The organism is Streptomyces hundungensis (assembly GCF_003627815.1).
Taxonomy (GTDB): Bacteria; Actinomycetota; Actinomycetes; order Streptomycetales; family Streptomycetaceae; genus Streptomyces; species Streptomyces hundungensis_A.
Genome location: NZ_CP032698.1, coordinates 838,846 through 856,066 on the forward strand (window position 1 = coordinate 838,846; position 17,221 = coordinate 856,066).

Annotated in this window: 14 protein-coding genes; all 14 read left to right on the forward strand. The window is 71.8% G+C overall.

All coding sequences use genetic code 11. From position 1 onward, the window contains the following. Nucleotides 1–4: 4 nt before the first annotated feature. Genes DWB77_RS03780 through DWB77_RS03845 form a run of 14 tightly spaced genes read left to right on the forward strand, consistent with a single transcriptional unit; the run spans nucleotide 5 to nucleotide 17,220 of the window. Entirely contained in the window at nucleotides 5–2,185 is a 2,181-nt protein-coding gene (locus DWB77_RS03780) for a bi-domain-containing oxidoreductase (RefSeq protein WP_120719869.1), read from the forward strand. Continuing rightward, nucleotides 2,182–4,152 (forward strand): alginate lyase family protein, encoded by a 1,971-nt coding sequence (locus DWB77_RS03785; RefSeq protein WP_120727322.1) that lies wholly within the window; start codon nucleotides 2,182–2,184, stop codon nucleotides 4,150–4,152. Before DWB77_RS03780 ends, DWB77_RS03785 begins: the two co-directional genes overlap by 4 nt. After that, nucleotides 4,149–5,687, forward strand: coding sequence for a right-handed parallel beta-helix repeat-containing protein (locus DWB77_RS03790; RefSeq protein WP_120719870.1), 1,539 nt, complete (start codon nucleotides 4,149–4,151; stop codon nucleotides 5,685–5,687). The genes DWB77_RS03785 and DWB77_RS03790 overlap by 4 nt, the downstream gene beginning before the upstream one ends. A 1-nt stretch (nucleotide 5,688) precedes the next feature. Next, a complete protein-coding gene (locus DWB77_RS03795; protein ID WP_174248506.1) occupies nucleotides 5,689–6,966 on the forward strand; it encodes an O-antigen ligase domain-containing protein in 1,278 nt (425 codons plus the stop codon). Nucleotides 6,967–6,974: 8 nt separating this feature from the next. Beyond that, a complete protein-coding gene (locus DWB77_RS03800) occupies nucleotides 6,975–8,183 on the forward strand; it encodes a glycosyltransferase (protein WP_120727324.1) in 1,209 nt (402 codons plus the stop codon). Then, complete coding sequence (locus DWB77_RS03805) at nucleotides 8,180–9,415, forward strand: class I SAM-dependent methyltransferase (RefSeq protein WP_120719872.1); 1,236 nt, start codon at nucleotides 8,180–8,182, stop codon at nucleotides 9,413–9,415. Before DWB77_RS03800 ends, DWB77_RS03805 begins: the two co-directional genes overlap by 4 nt. Further along, nucleotides 9,412–10,221, forward strand: a complete 810-nt coding sequence (locus DWB77_RS03810) for a glucose-1-phosphate cytidylyltransferase (protein ID WP_120719873.1) — start codon at nucleotides 9,412–9,414, stop codon at nucleotides 10,219–10,221. Before DWB77_RS03805 ends, DWB77_RS03810 begins: the two co-directional genes overlap by 4 nt. Then, nucleotides 10,218–10,865, forward strand: a complete 648-nt coding sequence (locus DWB77_RS03815; RefSeq protein WP_120719874.1) for a PIG-L deacetylase family protein — start codon at nucleotides 10,218–10,220, stop codon at nucleotides 10,863–10,865. The genes DWB77_RS03810 and DWB77_RS03815 overlap by 4 nt, the downstream gene beginning before the upstream one ends. Before the next feature lie 3 nt (nucleotides 10,866–10,868). Further along, nucleotides 10,869–11,933, forward strand: coding sequence for an NAD-dependent epimerase/dehydratase family protein (locus tag DWB77_RS03820; RefSeq protein ID WP_120719875.1), 1,065 nt, complete (start codon nucleotides 10,869–10,871; stop codon nucleotides 11,931–11,933). Continuing rightward, the gene (locus tag DWB77_RS03825) at nucleotides 11,921–13,204 is read left to right on the forward strand and encodes a DUF4910 domain-containing protein (protein ID WP_120719876.1); all 1,284 of its coding nucleotides are present in this window, start codon (nucleotides 11,921–11,923) and stop codon (nucleotides 13,202–13,204) included. The genes DWB77_RS03820 and DWB77_RS03825 overlap by 13 nt, the downstream gene beginning before the upstream one ends. After that, nucleotides 13,201–14,493 (forward strand): hypothetical protein, encoded by a 1,293-nt coding sequence (locus DWB77_RS03830; RefSeq protein WP_120719877.1) that lies wholly within the window; start codon nucleotides 13,201–13,203, stop codon nucleotides 14,491–14,493. Before DWB77_RS03825 ends, DWB77_RS03830 begins: the two co-directional genes overlap by 4 nt. After that, nucleotides 14,490–15,437, forward strand: coding sequence for a glycosyltransferase family 2 protein (locus tag DWB77_RS03835; RefSeq protein WP_120719878.1), 948 nt, complete (start codon nucleotides 14,490–14,492; stop codon nucleotides 15,435–15,437). Before DWB77_RS03830 ends, DWB77_RS03835 begins: the two co-directional genes overlap by 4 nt. Then, on the forward strand, nucleotides 15,434–16,672 hold the full coding sequence (locus tag DWB77_RS03840) for a polysaccharide pyruvyl transferase family protein (protein ID WP_120719879.1): 1,239 nt from the start codon (nucleotides 15,434–15,436) through the stop codon (nucleotides 16,670–16,672). Before DWB77_RS03835 ends, DWB77_RS03840 begins: the two co-directional genes overlap by 4 nt. Further along, a complete protein-coding gene (locus tag DWB77_RS03845) occupies nucleotides 16,669–17,220 on the forward strand; it encodes a dTDP-4-dehydrorhamnose 3,5-epimerase family protein (protein WP_120719880.1) in 552 nt (183 codons plus the stop codon). The genes DWB77_RS03840 and DWB77_RS03845 overlap by 4 nt, the downstream gene beginning before the upstream one ends. Nucleotide 17,221: the final 1 nt, after the last annotated feature.

Below are 17,221 nucleotides of genomic sequence, written 5' to 3' on the forward strand. Positions count from 1 at the left end.
TTGGGTGAAACAGGTAGTGCAGAACTACAAGACCGGCGAGCTGGCGGTGCTCGACGTGCCGGTGCCGGGGTGCAAGCCGGGCGGTGTGCTGGTGCGCAGCGCCTACTCGCTGATATCCACCGGGACCGAGCTGATGAAGGTCTCCGAGGCCGGCATGTCGATGCTGGGCAAGGCCCGCTCCCGCCCGGACCAGGTGGCCAAGGTCATGCAGAGCGTGGCCACCAACGGGGTGCCGGCCACCTACCGCAAGGTGATGGGCAAGCTGGACTCCTATACGCCGCTGGGCTATTCCCTGTGCGGGGTGGTCGAGCAGGTCGGCGCCGGCATCGACGAGGTGAAGGTCGGCGACCTGGTGGCCTGCGCGGGGAACGAGCACGCGCTGCACGCCGAGCTGAACTGGGTGCCGAAGAACCTCTTCACGCCGGTGCCGGACGGCCTCGCGCCACGGCACGCGGCCTTCGCCACCGTCGGGTCGATCGCGTTGCAGGGAGTGCGCCGCGGCGAGTCACACCTCGGCGACGTGGCGCTCGTCATCGGCCTCGGACTGATCGGGCAGCTTGTGGTGCAGCTCCTGACCGCCTCGGGGGTGCGGGTCGTGGGGGCCGACCCCGACCCTGAGCGCTGTGAACTCGCCGTCCGCACCGGGGCCGTGGCCTGCGGTGATCCCGCGTCCACCACCGTCGAGGCCGCCGTCGCCGAGCTCACCGGTGGCCATGGCGTCGATCAGGTCTATCTGGCCGCCGGCGGCGCGAGCAATCAGCCCGTCGAGCTGGCCGCCCGGCTGTGCCGGGACCGCGGCCGGGTCGTCGACATCGGCAAGTGCCGTCTGGACCTGCCGTGGAACGCGTACTACGAGAAGGAACTCGACGTCCGGTTCTCCCGCAGTTACGGTCCCGGGCGCTACGACCCGGAGTACGAGCTGGACGGGCGGGACTACCCGATCGGTTACGTCCGCTGGACCGAGCGCCGCAACCTGGCGTGCTTCCTCGACCTCATGGCCCGCGGCCGGGTCGACGTGGAGCCCCTGGTCTCGCACACGGCCGACTTCGAGGACGCCGTCACGACGTACCGGCGACTGAAGGACGGCGACCTGAAAGCCGTGGCCGTGCTGTTCCGCTACCCGGCCCAGGCACCCGAGGCGGGCGCCCCGACGGCGGCGGTGCCCTCGGTACGACGCGGCGCCGGCGCGCCGACCAGGACCCGGGCCGCCGCGGGACCGGTGCGGCTCGCGTTCGTCGGCGCGGGCAACTACGCGACGTCGATGCTGCTGCCGCATCTGGCCGGGCGTGACGGCATCGAGCTGTCGACGGTCGTCACCACGACGGCGCTGTCCGCGGCCAACGCACAGCGCAAGTTCGGCTTCACCGCGGCGACCACCGATCTCGACGCCGTGCTCGGCGACCCCGCCATCGACGCGGTGTTCGTGGTCACCCGGCACAGCTCGCACGCCGAACTGACCCGCAAGGCGCTGCTGGCCGGCAAGGCGGTCTTCGTGGAGAAGCCGCTGGCGCTCACCGAGGAAGAACTCACCGACGTCCTCGCGGCGGTGGAGGAGTCCGGCAACGACCGGTTGCAGGTGGGCTTCAACCGGCGCTTCGCGCCGCTGCTGCGGGAGGCCAAGCAACGGTTCGGTCCCCGCACCGGCCCGGCGAGCCTGCGCTATCTGGTCAACGCCGGTCGCCTGAACCAGGGCAGCTGGTACCTCCAACAGGGCGCCGAGGGCACGCGGTTCGCCGGCGAGGGCGGCCACTTCATCGACACGGCGAGCTGGCTGCTCGGCTCCGATCCGGTCTCGGTGTACGCGCTCGCGACGGCCGGCGGCGACGACCTCCAGATCGTGCTGCGCTACCCGGACGAGTCCACCGCCACCCTCAGCTACGTCACCACCGGCGCGCCCAATTTCCCCAAGGAGACGCTGGATCTGATCGCGGACGGCAAGGTGCTGCGGCTCGACGACTTCGTACGGGCCTCGGTGTACGGCGACAAGCGGTGGGTCAGTTCGCGGCTGCCCAAGGCGCGGGACAAGGGTCAGTCGGCCGAGCTCGCCGCGTTCGTGCGGGCGGTGCGCACCGGCGGCCCGATGCCGGTGCCCCTCGAGTCGCTGGTCGCCACCACGGCCGCGACCCTCGCCGTGCGGACCGGCCTGGTGTGCGGCGCGCCCGTGACGTTGGCGAGGGCGCGGTGACCCTGAGCGCGAGCTGGTACCTGCGGCGTCTTTCCCGGATGGGACCGCGGGAGATCGCCGGGCGGGCCGGCGACGCGGTGCGCAGACGGCGCCGGCGCTCGGCGCCGCCCACCTGCCCGCGCACGACCGGCTGCCGGTTCGCGACGGCACTGCCGGCCGGGGCGGTGCTCGCCGTGCCGCCGGACGCGGCGAAGCGTCTCGTCGTCGAGGCGGACCGGCTGATGTCGGGGCGCGCCGAGTACTTCGGCGTGGCCCGCGACGACCTGGTCGACCCGGACTGGTGGTACGACCCGAAGACCGGACGCCGGGCCGGGCACGGCCACGCCTTCGACGTGCCGTACCGCGACGAGAGCGTGGTCGGGGACATCAAGCAGATCTGGGAGCCGTCCCGGCACCAGTATCTGACGGTGCTCGCCGCCGCCTACGCGATCACCGGTGAAGACCGGTACGCCGAGCGCGTGGCCCAGCACCTGCGGTCGTGGTGGGCGGTCAACCCGCCCTTGCACGGCGTGCATTGGATCAGCGGCATCGAGCTGGGCATCCGGCTCCTGTCCTGGGTGTGGATCCGCCGGCTGCTCGACGGCTGGTCGGGTGCCCCCGCACTGTTCGAGAACAACGCGGTGGCGGTGAACCAGGTCTGGCACCACCAGCGCTGGCTTGCCGACTTCCCCAGCCGGGGGTCCTCGGCGAACAACCACGTCATCGCCGAGGCGGCCGGGCAGTTCGCGGCGGCCTGCGCGTTCCCGTGGTTTTCCACCTCGGCGCGCTGGCGCTCCGGCGCGCTGCGCTCCCTCGAACGGCATCTGCGCGCCAACACCTTTGCTTCCGGCCTCAACCGCGAGCTGGCCACCGAGTACCACGGCCTCGTACTGGAACTGGGTCTGGCCGCGGTGGCCGAGGCGGATGCCTCCGGTGTGCCGGTCCCCGACTCCGTCCGCCGTGTGCTGTTGGGAATGACCGACGCCCTCGCGGCCGTCGTGGACAGCCGGCTGCGGCCGCCGCGCCAGGGCGACGCGGACGACGGCCACGGTCTGGTCGTGGACGGCGCGGGCACCGACCGCTGGGCCTCCCTGCTGGCCACCGGCGAAGCCGTGTTCGGCCGGCTCGACTGGTGGCCCACGGTCACCGGCACCGATGTGCGCACCCCGCTCCTCGCCGCGCTCATCCGGCCCCGCCCGTCCGGGGCGCCCGCGCCGGCCGTGGGCCGCCCGGCGACCCGGCCCGACCACTTCCCCGATGCGGGCCTGACCATCCTGCGCGGCCCGGGCGGGCTCTGGTGCCGCTGCGACGGCGGCCCGCACGGCTTCCTCTCCATCGCCGCGCACGCCCATGCGGACGCGCTGTCCGTGGAGGTGCGGCACGACGGGGTCGACGTACTCGCCGACCCCGGCACGTACTGCTACCACGGACAGCCCGAGTGGCGGCGCTACTTCCGCTCGACCCTCGGCCACAACACGCTGCAACTGGACGGCGCCGACCAGTCGGTCTCCGGCGGCCCGTTCCTGTGGACCCGGCACGCCCGCAGCCGCGTCCTGGGCATGGACCGGTCCGAGGCGGGTGTAATCCGCTGGTGTGCCGAGCACGACGGCTACCGGGACTCCGTGCACCGCCGCAGGGCCGAACTGGCCGCCGCTGGAGGTGAGTTGCGGATCACGGACGAGGTGCGGGGCCCGCGCCGGGCCGTGCGTCTGGCCTTCCACCTCGGCCCGCTCATCACCGCGGACCTGGAGGGAAACCGGGCGTCGCTCACCTGGTCCCGGGACGGCGAGGGCCGCTCCGCCACGCTCGATCTGCCGCCCCAGCTGTCCTGGCGGGCGCATCGCGGCGAGAGCGATCCGCCGCTCGGCTGGTACTCCCCCGGCTTCGGACGCAAGGAACCCGCCACCACCCTGGTGGGGACCGGCTTCGCCGACGGCTCGGAGAGGTTCGTCACCGTCCTCGCCTTCCGCGATCAGGGGGCCCCGTGACGATCGCGTGGCGGCACCGGGCACGGCCGGCGGCGGCGCTGGCGCTGATCCTGCTCGTGGCGACCGCCTGCACGAGTGCACCGGACGGCCCGGCGGAACCGACCGGTACCGCCAGCGCGTCCGGGGCGCCCTCGCTGTCCGTGGCCCGGGTGTGCGCCAAGGCGCCGGCCGGCCCGACCAAGGCCCCGGCAGGGGCGGTGCCGGTCGACCCCGCGGTGGTCGGCGACCTCGCCACCAAGACCAAGAGCAATCCCCCCAAGACCACGTTCTGGCTCGCTTCCGGCACGCACCGCCTCGAACAGGACCGCTACGCCCAGGTCATCCCCAAGGACGGGGACAGCTATCTCGGCGCGCCGGGCGCGGTGCTCGACGGCCACAAGACGAACCAGTACGCCTTCGGCGGCGCCGCCCGCGACGTCTCCCTGCGCTATGTGACCGTGCAGGGTTTCGTCGCGCCGCAGAACGAGGGCGTGGTCAACCACGACTCGGCCGACGGATGGCTGATCGAGCACACGACCATCCAGAACAACTCCGGCGCCGGTCTGATGGCCGGTGTCCACCAGCAGGTCCGCGCGAGTTGCCTGCGCGGCAACGGACAGTACGGCATGAACGCCTACAAGAACGGCGCCCCTCTCACCGGTCTCGTGCTGGAAGGCAATGAGATCGCGGGCAACAACACCGACGACTGGGAGCGGCGCACCCCCGGCTGCGGCTGCACGGGAGGCGTCAAGTTCTGGGCCGTCAACGGCGCGGATCTGCGCGGCAATTGGGTGCACGACAACCGCGGCACCGGATTGTGGGCGGACACCAACAACAACGACTTCCGCATCGAGAACAACGTGGTCGAGGCCAACGACGGGGCCGCGCTGATCTACGAGACCAGCTACAACGCGGTCATCCGGAACAACTCCTTCCTGCGGAACAACTGGGTCGAGGGCCGCAAGTACGCCGACCGCGGGGACACCTTCCCCTATCCGACCGTCTACGTGTCCGAGTCCGGCGGCGAACCGCGGATCCACGCCCGCACCAACAAGATCGAGATCTACGGGAACACGCTGGAGAACAACTGGTCCGGCATCACCCTGTGGGAGAACGCCGACCGGTTCTGCAACAGCCCGGCCAACACCTCGTCCGGCGACTGCACTCTGCTGGTGCCGCACTCCGAGCGCTGTGCGCGCCCGGCGATCGCGACCGCGCCGCTCTACGCCGACTGCCGGTGGAAGACCCAGCGGGTGGACATCCACGACAACCGCTTCGTCCTGGACCCCTCCGTCGTCAAGTGCACGGTGCGATGCGACCGCATGGCGCTCCTCGCCAACTACGGCACCTATCCGGACTGGTCGCCGTACCACGGTGAGCAGGTGGCCGAGGCGATCACGCTGAAGCAGGACAACCGCTGGCACCACAACGTCTATGTCGGGCCGTGGAAGTTCGTCGCCGAGGACCCGAGCCGGGTGCTCGACGCCGGGCAATGGCAGGGCACGCCGTACCGGCAGGACGCGGACAGCACCTTCGCTCCTCAGGCCGGTGGTTGACATGGGTGGGGAGCTGCGACGCGGTGGGCCGACGGAGGGTTCCGTCACCACCGAGACACGACCTGCCGCGCCACCCGGGCTTGTAGGGACGGTCTGGGGGCTGCTGATCCTCAACACGCTCGGCTCCGCCGGGGCGAAGACCATCGTCCCGCTGCCCCGTTCCCTCATCCAGCTGGTCACCATGGGCTCGCTGGTCACCGCCTTCGCGCTGGCGCTCACCCTGAACCCGCGCCTGCGGGTGCGATCCGGCGCCCTGCTGTCCCTGCTCACCCTGCTGCTGGTGTCGAGCGTGATCTCCAGTGCTCACCTGGAGGCCGGGTTCGGCGCCCTGTTCCGGTGTTTCCGGCTCGCCCTGTTCGTCGGCACGCTGTGGCTGCTCAGCCGCTGGTGGGGCGGCCTGGCACTCGTCAGGCCCCACATCCGGATGTACTTCGCGGTGCTCGGGTCGGTGGCCGTCGGGCTTGCCGTCTCGCCCGGCGCCGCGCTGCCCGGGCTCTACGGCGGGCGGCTGGTCGGTGCGGTGTGGCCGCTCACGCCGCCGCAGATCGGCCAGTACGCGGCGGTGATCATCGGGCTCACCGTGCTGCTCGTCCTGGGCCGTCGCACCGACCGCACCAGCGCGCTGGTGGTGATCGTGCCCTCGCTCGTCCTGCTCGCGCTGACCCACACCCGGACCGCGACGCTCGGCCTGCTCATCGGTCTTGCGCTCGCCATCGGCTCGCTCGTCCTGACCAGCCCCGCCGCCCGCCGGCTCTTCACCTGGACCGTGCCGTGCGCCGCGGTGGCCGCCGTGGTGTTCAGTTCGGCCCTCCAGACGTGGTTCCTGCGCGGGCAGAGCAAGGAGAACTTCTCCAACCTCACCGGCCGGGCCAAGGTGTGGGACGCGCTGCTCGCGGCGCCCCGGACGACCGGGGAGCAGGTGTTCGGCGTGGGCCTTGGCGACAAGTCGTTCGGCGGTCTGCCGATCGACAACAGCTGGCTGGCCATCTACAACGAGCAGGGTCTGGTCGGCATCGCCCTGGTGGCCGCGCTCATGCTCGTCCTCGCCGGTGTCGCGCTGCTGCGGCCGCCGTCGCTCGAGCGGGCCTGCGCGATCTTCCTGATCAGCTACTGCGCGATCGCCTCGTACACCGAGGCGGGCCTCGGCGACGCGTCCCCGTATCTGCTCCATCTGGCCCTGGCCGCCTCGCTGCTGGCGGCGCCCGCCGAGGCCGCCCCGCTCGCGGTGCCCCGGGGGCCTCGACGGCGTGTCCCGCGCTGGGCGGAGGACGTGAGGTGACCCCACCCCTGCACGTTCTGGTCGTGCACAACCGCTACTCCTCGGCGCAGCCGAGCGGGGAGAACACCGTCGTGGACCAGGAGGTGGCGTTGCTGCGCGCGGCGGGCCACCGGGTCGAGGTGTTCGAGCGGCGCAGTGACGACATCTCCGGCCTGTCCTTGCTCGGCAAGGCGGCGCTGCCGCTCCGCGTGCCCTGGAATCCGTCGGTCCGCGCGGAGCTCGCCACGCGGCTTCGCACCGAGCGTCCGGACGTGGTCCACGTCCACAACGTCTTCCCGCTGCTGTCTCCCGCGGTCCTGGCCGCCTGTGCCGACGCCCGGGTGCCCGCGGTGGCCACGCTGCACAACTACACCCAGGTCTGCCCGCCCGGCACGCTGCGCAGGGACGGCCGGCCCTGCGCCGAGTGTGTCGGGGCGACGCCGTTGCCCGCCGTCCGGCACGGCTGCTACCGCGGCTCCCGCCTCGCCACGGTGCCGCTCGCGGTCAGCCTGTCGGTCAACCGGCGGCGCTGGTGGTCCGGCGTGGAGCGGTTCCTGTGCATCTCCGCGGCGCAGCGCGAGGTCCTGGTACGGGCCGGCATGCCGTCCGAGCGGCTGGCGGTGAAGCACAACTTCGTGCCGGAGCCGGGCGTGCGGCGGGTGGGTGACGGCGAGTACCTGCTGTATCTGGGGCGACTCGCGGAGGCCAAGGGCGTACCGCTGCTCATGGCCGCGTGGGACGAACTCGCCGCCGGAGGCGGTGTGGGCGTGCCGTTGGTGATCGCCGGCGCCGGGCCGCTGGAGCGGGAGGTCGCCGCCTGGGCGGCGGGCCGGGACGACGTGCGGTACGTCGGCCTGTACGACGCGGCGCAAGTCCAGAAGGCGATCGCGCGATCGGTCGCGGTGGTGGCTCCCTCGACCTGGCAGGAGGCGTTCGGCCTGGTGGTCGTGGAGGCGATGGCGGCGGGGGTCCCCGCCGTCGCCGCCGGTCACGGCGCCTTCGTCGAGCTCGTCGAGGACGGGGTGGCCGGGCTGCTGCACCGGCCGGGCGAGCCCGCATCGCTCGCGTCCTGTCTGCGCCGGATCACCGCCGAGCCGTCCCGCAACCGCGAGATGGGCCGGGCGGCCCGGCGCCGTTACGAGCAGGGCTTCAGCCCGGCCGTCGGGCTCGAGCACCTGGTGGAGGAGTACCGCACCGCGATCGCGGGACGGTCACAACGCATGGGGGGCAGCACATGACACGATGCCGACTCTGTGGCTCGACGGCGCTGGCAAGCGTCGTCGATCTGGGGGCGACACCACCGTGCGAGAGCTTTCTCGCCGCGGACGAACTGGATCGGGCCGAGCCCGCGTACCCGCTGCACCTGCGGGTCTGCACCGACTGCTGGCTCGCGCAGATCCCGCCGCTGATCACGCCGGAGGAGACGTTCACGCAGTACGCGTACTTCTCCTCGTACTCGACGTCCTGGGTGGAGCACGCGCGTACCTTCGTCGCCGACGCCGTACAGCGCCTGGGACTTGGCCCCGACTCCTTCGTGGTCGAGGTCGCGAGCAACGACGGATATCTGCTCAAGCACCTGGTGGACCGCGAGATCCGCTGTCTCGGCATCGAACCGTCGGTGAACGTCGGCGCCGCCGCGCGGGACGCGGGCGTGCCCACGCTCACGGAGTTCCTCGCCCCCGCCACCGGCGCCGCCGTCCGCGCCGAACACGGCCCCGCGGACCTGGTCGTGGCGAACAACGTGTACGCACACATCCCCGACGTCGTCGGCTTCACCCGGGGGCTGCGCGCGCTGGTCGCCGACGACGGCTGGGTCTCCATCGAGGTGCAGCACCTGCTGACCCTGATGGAGGAGAACCAGTACGACACGATCTACCACGAGCACTTCCAGTACTACACGGTCGCCTCGGCGATCCGCGCCCTGGCGAGCGGTGGACTCGCCCTCGTGGACGTCGAGTTGCTGCCGACGCACGGGGGATCGATCCGCCTGTGGGCAAGGCCCGCCGAGGTCGCCGCGGATCCGGCTCCGGCGGTCGCCGATGTGCTGGCCCGCGAGAAGGCCGCAGGGCTTCAAGAGCTCTCCGGTTACGCGGAGTTCTCCGCCCGTGTCGCCAAGGTCCGCCGTGATCTGCTGCGGTTCCTCATCGAGGCGGCGGACCGCGGCGAGACGGTGGTGGGCTATGGCGCTCCGGGCAAGGGCAACACGCTGCTCAACCACTGCGGCATCCGGCCCGACCTGCTCCCGTACACCGTCGACCGCAACCCGTACAAGCACGGCAGGTTCACCCCAGGCGCCCGTATTCCGATCCTGCCGCCCGAGCGGATCGGCGTCGACAAACCCGACTACGTCCTGGTGCTGCCCTGGAATCTGCGGGCCGAGCTGGTCGAGCAGCTGTCCTTCATTCACGCCTGGGGCGGTCGGCTGGTCTTCCCCATACCGGAACTGAGCATTGTCGAGGTCAAGCCATGAAGGTCGTTCTGTTCTGCGGCGGTTACGGGCTGCGCATGCGCCAAGGAGCCTTCGACGACATGCCCAAGCCGATGGCCATGGTCGGCCCGAGGCCGCTGATCTGGCACGTCATGCGCTACTACGCCTACTACGGGCACACGGAGTTCATCCTGTGCCTCGGCTACGGGGCCCATCACATCAAGGACTTCTTCCTCAACTACGAGGAGACGACGTCCAACGACTTCGTGCTGCGGGGCGGCCGGACCGAGCTGCTGTCCACCGACATCGCCACCTGGACGATCACCTTCGCGCAGACCGGCATCGAGTCACCGATCGGGGAGCGGCTGCGCCGGGTGCGCCACCATCTGGACGGCGACGAGATGTTCCTCGCCAACTACGCCGATGTGCTCACCGACGCCCCGCTGCCCCAGATGATCGACCGGTTCGCCGGGCGCGACGCCGGTGCGTCGATGATGGTGGTGCCACCACAATCCTCCTTCCACTGTGTGGAGTTGGGCGAGGACGGCCTGGTCGGAGGCATCACCGCGGTGAGCGAACTGCCGCTGTGGGAGAACGGCGGCTACTTCGTCCTGCGCCAGGAGGTGTTCGACCACATCCCCGAGGGCGGGGACCTGGTCGCCGACGGATGTGCCCAACTGGCCAAGCGGGGGCGGCTGGTGGCGCACCAGCACCGCGGCTTCTGGAAGCCGACCGACACCGTGAAGGAGCGGGCCGCGCTCGACGCCGCCTACGCCCGGGGCGAGCGCCCGTGGGCGGTGTGGGAACGCGACGGCGTGGGAGCGGGCATCGAGGCGGGGACAGCGTGATCCGGCTCGGCGCCGGGCGCCCGGAACGGCTCGTCGCGGTGGGCGCGCACTGCGACGACATCGCCATCGGCGCCGGCGGCACGCTCCTCGCCCTGTGTCTCGCGCGGCCCGGCATCCGCGTGGACGCCCTGGTGCTCTCCGGTGGTGGCGGCGAGCGGGAGCAGGAGGAACGGGCCGCGCTCGCCGCCTTCTGCCCCGGCGCCGATGTGCGGCTGACCGTCCTCAAACTGCCGGACGGGCGGCTGCCCGCGCACTGGGACGAGGCCAAGGCCGCGGTGGAGGAAGTGCGGCTGCGGGCCGACCCGGATCTGGTCCTCGCCCCCCGCACCGACGACGCGCACCAGGACCACCGGGGCCTGGCCAAGCTCGTGACCACCGCTTTCCGTGACCATCTGGTGCTGGGCTACGAGATCGTCAAGTGGGACGGCGACCTCGGCCGTCCCACCGCCTACCAGCCGCTGACACCGGAGGTCGCGGAACGCAAGGCGGAACTGCTGTGGGAGCACTACCCCTCGCAGCGGCACCGGCCCTGGTACGACCGGGAGGCCTTCCTCGGTCTCGCCCGCATTCGCGGCATCGAATGCCATGCGCGCTACGCCGAGGCGTTCGCCGTCACCAAACTCGTTCTCGATCTGGGGGATTGAACCGTGCGTGTACTGCTGACCGGACACCAGGGCTACCTGGGCACCGTGATGGCCCCGGTCCTGAAAGCCGCGGGGCACGAGGTCGTCGGCCTCGACTCCGGCCTGTTCGCCGACTGCGTCCTCGGGCCGCCGCCCGTGGACCCGTTGGGCGCCGGGGCATCGCCTGCCGGAGCCGCGCCGAGCACCTGGGGCCGGGTGGATCTGCGCGACATCACGGCCGAGCACGTGGCGGGCGTGGACGCCGTGATCCACCTCGCCGCGCTGTCCAACGACCCCCTGGGGTCGCTGGCGCCGGAGCTCACCTTCGACATCAACCACCATGCGTCCGTGCGCCTCGCCACCCTGGCCCGCGACGCCGGAGTGCGGCGCTTCCTGTACGCGTCGACGTGCTCGGTGTACGGCGCCGCCGGCGGTGACGAGCTGGTGACGGAGGACGCCCCGCTGCGCCCGGTGACACCGTACGCGGAGTCCAAGGTGAGGGTGGAGGACGATCTGCACGCGCTGGCCGACGGCGACTTCAGCCCCGTTTACATGCGCAACGCCACCGCCTTCGGCTACTCGCCCCGACTGCGCGCCGACATCGTCCTGAACAACCTGGTGGGTCACGCGCTCCTGTCCGGCGAGGTCCTCGTGCTCTCCGACGGCACGCCCTGGCGCCCCCTGGTGCACGCCGCCGACATCGCGCGGGCCTTCACGGCCGCGCTGACCGCGCCGCGGGAAGCGGTGCACGACCGGGCGTTCAACATCGGCAGCGAGACCAACAACGTCACGGTCGCCGAGATCGCCGATCAGGTCGCCGAGGCGGTCACCGGCTCACGTGTGGTGATCACCGGCGAGAACGGCGCGGACCCGCGGTCCTACCGCGTGGACTTCTCCCGCTTCCGCGCCGCGGTCCCCGGCTTCGACTGCGAGTGGACGGTGAAGCAGGGCGCCCTCGAACTCGCCGACGCCTACCGCACGTTCGGCCTGACACGGGAGGACTTCGAGCGGCGCTTCACCCGCCTCGCCGTCCTGCGCGCGGCCACCGAGGCCGGAACGGTCGACGAGACGCTGCGGTGGCGCCGGTGACCGCGCTCGGCGAGGAGATGCACGCGCTGGTGGAGCGGCTGTATCCGCTGTGCCGGAGCATCACCGGAGACGGTGTGCGCGCCACCCTCGCGATCGTCGACGAGTACATCCCGCTCCAGGTGCACGAGGTGCCGACCGGGACGCGGGTGCTGGACTGGACGGTGCCGCAGGAGTGGAACATCCGCGACGCGTACATCGCCGACGCGACGGGCCGCCGGGTCGTCGACTTCGCCGCGTCCAACCTGCACGTGCTCGGTTACAGCACACCGGTGTCGGCGACGATGTCCCTCGACGAGCTCCGGCCCCATCTGCACACGCTGCCGGACCAGCCCGCCCTGGTGCCGTACCGCACGAGCTACTACAAGCCGCAGTGGGGATTCTGCCTGGCCCAGGACACCTTGGACGCGCTGCCGGACGGCGCGTACCAGGTGTGTATCGACTCCACGCTCGCCGACGGCCACCTCACCTATGCCGAACACGTGGTGCCCGGCCAGGTCGCCGACGAAGTGATCGTCTCCTGCCATGTGTGCCACCCTTCGCTCGCCAACGACAACCTGGCCGGCATCGCGGTGGCGGTGTTCCTGGCACGCCGACTCGCGGAGCAAACCCCGTACTACACCTACCGGTTCCTGTTCGCGCCGGGCACCATCGGGGCGATCACCTGGCTGGCCCGCAACGCGGAACAGATAGAGCGGGTCAAGCACGGTCTGGTGCTCGCCTGCGCCGGTGACCGGGGGCAGCTCACGTACAAGCAGAGCAGGAACGGCGACGCGGAGATCGACCGCGTGATGCGACACGTGCTGCACACCTCTCAACGCCCGCACACGGTCAGGGAGTTCACTCCTTACGGCTACGACGAGCGGCAGTTCTGCTCGCCCGGCTTCGATCTCGGCGTGGGCTCGCTCAGCCGCACGCCGTATGCGGGCTACCCCGAGTACCACACCTCGGCGGACGACCTCGACTTCGTCTGCGCCGAGGCTCTGGCGGACACCCTCGCCGTCTGTGGCGAGGCGTTCGCCGTCCTCGACCGCAACCGGCGATACGTGAACCTCAGCCCCTACGGCGAACCGCAGTTGGGCCGACGGGGGCTGTACGACTCGCTCGGAGGCCGCAGCGACGCGAAACAGGCCGAGATGGCGATGCTGTGGGTGCTCAACTACGCCGACGGCGAGCAGAGTCTGCTGGACATCGCCGAACGGTCGCGGCTGCCGTTCGAGGCGGTCGCCGCCGCGGCCGGCGCCCTGCGCGACGCCGGGCTGATCAAGGCATGACGCCCGTGGCCGGGACGGAGCGGACGACGACGGCGCCGGGGGGCGCACGGCGGGCCGTCCTCGGCCGGTTGTCGTGGGGGCTCGCGGACCAGGCCGCCTCCAGCGTCTCCAACTTCGCCGTGGGCATCTATGTGGCCCGCTCGCTCGGGCTTGCCGCGTTCGGCGTGTTCAGCCTGGCCTGGGTGACCTACGGCGTGGTGCTGAGCGTCTCCCGGGGCCTTGCCACCGACCCGCTCGTGGTGCGCTTCAGCGGCGTACCGGAGGCGGCCTGGCGCACCGCGGTGGCCCGGTCGTCGGGCACCTCCCTCGCCGTCGGCACCGCCATCGGCGCGGCCTGCCTGGCGGCCGGTCTCGCCCTGGGCGGTGGCATGGGGCCGGCGTTCGCCTGTCTCGGCGTCATGCTGCCGGGACTGCTGGCGCAGGACGCCTGGCGTTACGCGTTCTTCGCCGCCGGCGCCGGGCGCAAGGCGTTCGTCAACGACCTCGTCTGGGGCGTCGCGCTCGTCCCGGCCCTGGTGGTGGCGGCCCGCGTGGACACCGTCGCCGCTTTCGTGCTCGCCTGGGGCGGATCCGCCGCCGTGGCGGCGGTGTACGGCTGCTTCCAGTGCGGCATCCGGCCCCGGGTGGGCGAGGCGCGCCTGTGGCTGCGCGAGCAGCGCGACCTCGGCTACCGGTATCTGGTGGAGAACGTCGGTGTAAGCGGCGCGAGCCAGTTGCGGGCGTACGGGCTCGGCGCGATCGTCGGGGTCAGCGCGGTGGGTGTGGTCCGCGGCGCCGAGCTCCTCCTTGGCCCGTTCATGGCGGTGCTCATGGGTCTTTCCCTGGTCACCGTCGCGGAAGCGGCGCGGGTGCTGCGGCGGGCCCCTGACCGGCTCCGGGGATTCTGTCTCCTGCTGGGCGGCGGGCAGGCCGTCGCCGCACTGCTGTGGGGCGCCGCGCTGCTGCTCCTGCCGCAGAGGATCGGCGAACTCGCGCTCGGCGCCGTCTGGAGTTCCGCGTCGGCGCTCATCGTGCCGATCACCTTCGGTGTCGCGGGCGCCGGGCTCGGCACCGGCGCCGCGGCCGGTCTGCGGGCGCTCGCCGCGGCCCGCCGCAGCCTGCGCTGCCAACTGTTCGCCTCCACCTGTTACGTCATCGGCGGGCTCGGCGGGGCGGCCGTGGCCGGCACGGTCGGCTCGGCCTGGGGCGTCGCCGCCGCCACGGCCTGCGGCTCGGTCGTGTGGTGGCTGCACCTGCACCGGGCCCTGCGCGAGCACCGCCCTTCCATCCGCGAAGTGAGGACGCCTTGACCACCTCTCCCCGGTTGAGCATCGGCCTGCCCGTCTACAACGGCGAGCAGTACCTCTCCGAGTCGCTCGACGCCCTGCTCGGCCAGACCTACGAAGACTTCGAGCTGGTCGTCTCCGACAACGCCTCGACCGACGAAACACAGGCCATCTGCCGTGCGTACGCCGCCCAGGACACACGCATCCGCTACCTCCGGCTGCCACGCAACATCGGCGCCGCACCCAACCACAACCACGTCTTCACCCAGTGTCGCGGCGAACTCTTCAAGTGGGCCTCACACGACGACCTATACGCCCGGGACCTGCTGGGGCGCTGTGTGGCGGCGCTCGACGAGCGGCCGGAGGTGATCCTCGCGCACTCCGGGCAGGCGGTGATCGACGGCGACGGCAAGGTCAAGGTCCCCTACCCGTACGGACTCGCCACGGACTCGCCGCACGCCCCGGAGCGCTTCCGCAGCCTGCTCTTCGAGCCCGGCGGCGACGACTTCTACGGGGTGATGCGCGCCGATGTGCTGCGCCGTGTGAAGCCGCACGACAGCTACCACCACGCGGACCGCACGTTCGTCGCCGAGATCACCCTGCACGGGCCCTTCCATCAGGTGCCCGAGCTGCTGTACTTCCGCCGCGACCACCCCGACCGCGCCGAGCGCGCGAACCCTTCGAAGCGTTCCCGCTGCGTCAATCTGGACCCGCGCCGGGCGGGCCCGCTGCATCCCACGCCCCGGCTGCTCGCCGAGTACGTCTGGGGTTTCGCCTCGGCGATCCGGCGGGCGCCGTTGTCCTCGGCCGACCGGCGCGCCTGCTACCGCCACTTGGCCGCGTGGATGACCAGTCGGCTCCGGCCCGGCGCCGGCGAGCGGGTCGAGGACCGCGCCCCGGTCGACCCGGCTGAGTTCACCGTCTCCGTCGACGCCCTCGTCGCCGGCCGGGAGGGACGCCAGACATGACGTCACCCGCTCAACTCCCGGTGCGCGTCGGGGTGTTCGGGCTGCTCGGCTCCGGAAACCTCGGCAACGACGGATCCCTCGAGGCCGTGCTGGCGTACCTCCGCGCCGAGCACCCGGAGGCGGCGGTGGACGCGCTGTGTGGCGGACCCGAGATCGTCACGAGCCGATACGGGATTCCCGCGACGCGACTGCACTGGTACCGGGGGGAGTACCGGACCGCCTCGCGGGCGGGGGCGATCGCGGGCAAGGGGCTCGGCAAGCTCGTCGACGCCGCGCGCACCGCGGCCTGGGTGCGGCGGCACGATGTGGTGATCGTGCCGGGCATGGGCGTTCTGGAGGCGACGCTGCCGCTGCGGCCCTGGGGCTTCCCGTACTCGCTGTTCCTGCTCTGCGCGAGCGGCCGGCTGGCCGGCACACGGGTCGCCCTGGTCGGCGTCGGCGCCGCCCCGATCACCAGTCGGGTGACCCGGGCCCTGGTGCGCTGGTCGGCGCGGCTCGCCACCTACCGCTCGTACCGTGACGCCCTGTCCCGTGACGCGATGCGGTCCCTGGGCGTGGACACCGCGCGCGACGAGGTGTACCCGGACCTCGCGTTCGCCCTGCCGACACCACGGGCGAGCGCGCCGCCGGGGCCGCCGGGCCCGGTCTGTGTCGGCGTCATGGACTACCACGGCAGCGACGACGACCGGGCGCGCGCCGAGACGATCCATCGACGCTATCTCGACGGGACGACCCGGTTCGTCCGTGCACTGGTGGAGGACGGCAGGCCGGTCCGGCTGCTCATCGGCGACGAGGTGGATCGTCCGGTGGTCGCCGCGATCCTCGACGCGGTGCCCTCGCCGCTGGTCACCGCCGCCGAGACGTCCTCCCTCTCCGAGCTGATGGCGGAGATGGCGGCGGCCGACAGCGTGGTGGCGACGCGCTACCACAACCTGGTGTGCGCGTTGAAGGTCGGCACACCCACGCTCGCGCTCAGCTATGCGGCGAAGAGCGACGCACTCATGGACCGGATGGGCCTGGCCGCGTACTGCCATCCGGCGCGCGAGGTCGACGCGGACCGGCTCCTCGATCAGTTCCGTTCCCTTGAGCGGCGATCGGCGCGGTTGCGTCAGACGCTCGTCGAGCGCAACCTGATCGCCGAACGCCAACTGGCCCGCCAGTTCGCCGACTTGACCGCGGCCCTGTTCCCGGCGGCCGCGCGCATCCCCGTCCACGCCATGCCGGAGGAGCCATGAAGGCGATCGAGGTCCCCGAGATCGACGGCGCGTATCTCTTCGTACCGACACCCCATGCCGACGAACGCGGCTTCTTCTGCCGCACTTTCGACGCCGATGTCGTCCGCTCGGTGGGCCTCGACCCGGGCGCCTTCCTCCAGGACAGCGTGTCCCGTTCGGTACGGGGCGTACTGCGCGGCCTGCATCTGCGCGCGGGTGCCGGGGAGGCCAAGCTCGTGCGGTGCTCCCACGGCAGGATCTTCGACGTCGTCGTGGACCTGCGGCCGGGCTCCCCCACCTATCGCACCGTAGCCTCCTTCGAGCTGTCCGGCGAGACGCAGGTGACGCTGTACATCCCGGCCGGGTGCGCACACGGCTTCCAGGCTCTGACGGAGACGGCCGACACCTCGTACCGGATCGACCGCCCGCACGATCCGGCCGAGGACGTGACGATCGCGTTCGACGACCCGGAGCTCGCCATTCCGTGGCCGCTGCCGGTCACGTCGATGTCCCAGCGGGACCGGGAGGCGCCAACGCTCGACGAGGCACTCAAGCGAATGGAGAGGTGAT